The 2,316-nt window shown below is 36.2% G+C and carries 1 protein-coding gene; it reads right to left on the bottom strand.

The features are described 5' to 3' along the window. Positions 1 to 388: 388 nt before the first annotated feature. Positions 389 to 1,495, bottom strand: a complete 1,107-nt coding sequence (locus B045_RS0111610) for an alkene reductase (RefSeq protein WP_018464429.1) — start codon at positions 1,493 to 1,495, stop codon at positions 389 to 391. Positions 1,496 to 2,316 lie beyond the last annotated feature (821 nt).

Raw genomic sequence — 2,316 nt, 5'->3', positions numbered from 1 at the left:
AACAACAGCAACATCATGCGCGTGGGCCATATTGTGACACGCAACAAGTTCAAGTTGACAAGGGGAAAGGCTCGCCGATATGACGTTGCGACAAATGACACAGTGGTGACACTTGATTAATTCAGATTGGAGATGCAACATTCTGATAGTCAGCGTATAGACACTTCGACACTGGTATTTTTGAAAAACCCTATGTGCGTGCGCGTGAGGGTGGGTGTTAAAGATGGGTTGAATGGGCTAGGGGGGATAGATGTCTGGGTAAATCTGCGAGAGAATAGACCGTTCACACCTGCAAAGTATTTAAATATCTTGCAGGTGAGAACAGAGTCAAGTCTATTTTGATTAATTTTAAAAACAATTCTTTATATTAGAACTTCTTACTTAAACATTACTTAGATTTCGAAAAATCATTCATTTTCGGGTAATCAGTATAACCTTTTTCTCCAGGAGTATAAAAAGTATCTTTGTCCGGTGTATTAAGTGGTGCGTCTACTTTAAAACGTTCCACTAAATCAGGATTCGCAATATAAAGAGATCCAAAAGCTACCAAATCCGCATCGCCAGATGCTATAACTTGATTGGCTGTTTCTTTTGTATAACGAACATTAGTGATGATAGTGCCTTTATAAAATTTACGGAAATGCTTTGCAACCTCTTTAATTGCTAAGTCCACTTTTGATACATCCGTGAATGGTTCTGTAAGATGGATGTAAGCTAATTGGTAATCATTTAATCTGCTGATAACATAGTTATACAAATCAGTAGTTTCATCATCGACTTCAATGCCCATCATACCGTGAAGAGCAGGATTAAAACGAATTCCAACTCTTGAAAGATCAACCACTGTTTTTAGTTCATCTAGTATTTCAAAAATTATGCGAGCTCTGTTTTCTATTGAACCTCCATATTCATCGGTTCTATGATTTGAATTTTTATGTAGAAATTGCTGTAACAAGTAACCGTTTGCACTATGTATTTCTACTCCGTCAAAGCCAGCTTCAAAAGCATTGAGTGCAGCTTGTTTGAAATCCTTTACGGTTCGTTTTATGTCGGCAATGGTCATTTCGCGAGCTTCTACCGTATCTTTAAAACCTTCAAAAGTAAATACTTGTTGTTTAGGATTAAAGGAAGATGGAGCAAGTGGTTTGTTTCCATTCTGTAAATCGGGATGCGACATAGCACCTGTATGCCACAATTGGGCAAAGATAATTCCACCCTCTTCATGTACTGCCTTGGTGGTTAATTTCCATCCTTCAACTTGCTCTTTTGAATAAATAGCTGGCACATTGATGTATCCAACCCCTTCAGGACTAATAAATGTACCTTCGGTAATAATTAATCCTGCAGATGCTCTTTGTTTGTAATATTCAGCAATGAGTGGTGTGGCTACATGACCTTCATTATCAGCTCTAGAGCGAGTCATAGGCGCCATTACTATTCGATTTCTTAATTGTAACCCATTTAAATCATAGGTATCAAAAATTGTTTTGCTCATAATCTTATTCTTTTAATTATTTACTGGTACAAATTTAATATTAAAGTCAGTTACATCAGTTATACATAAGCGGGAATATATTATACATTTTACAGAAAATCACTAAAAGATTGTTTTGAAATATAAAAAAATACAATATTAAATATCAGTTGGAGTCTAAGTATTGTTTCGTAACGATGTGGTTATCAAGACATAAGTTGTCAGTATATATCCAACCAATCTGACTGATATATATTGGCAAGTTATAAAAAATATAGTAGAAACTAAAGAAAGAGAACGAAATTAACACGAAATTAACGTGCATTTTTCAAAATTTCTCCTTTTTGTTTATTTGTCGTTTTAATCGTATCATAATTTGGATCAGATGTTGTTCCTCTAATCATAGTAAAAACGATATTAATAAGTAGTTCTTCATCAATTTAGGGGTGAGATCCTTCATGAATGGCCTTGGCTCTGTATTCGCAGGCAAGATATATTTGTGCAAACGGCTTATTCTCCCGCAGATTTACGCAGACAAAAGACTAACTACATATACTTCCGCAGTGTGGTAACTGTCTTTCTCTGCGTTCTCTGCGTCATCTGCTTTAGCAGATTCATTTGCCCCAACTGTCTTTTGTCTGCGTAAATCAGCGGGATCTGCGGGAGAACCGGCCGTTATGTAACTTTGGCTAACATGGCAACAAGTATTTCATTGCACGCATGAAAAAATACGAGTACTTTTGCAAAGTCATTTGAAAATCAGGTGACTGGGCTTAATGAAAGGAGGAACATTATAGGTGCACATATATGATGCTTTCAGCAAGTCTCAAACAGTAAAAAAA

This window comes from Segatella paludivivens DSM 17968 = JCM 13650, from assembly GCF_000373185.1.
GTDB lineage: Bacteria > Bacteroidota > Bacteroidia > Bacteroidales > Bacteroidaceae > Prevotella > Prevotella paludivivens.
This window is presented reverse-complemented; position numbering and strand designations above follow the sequence as displayed.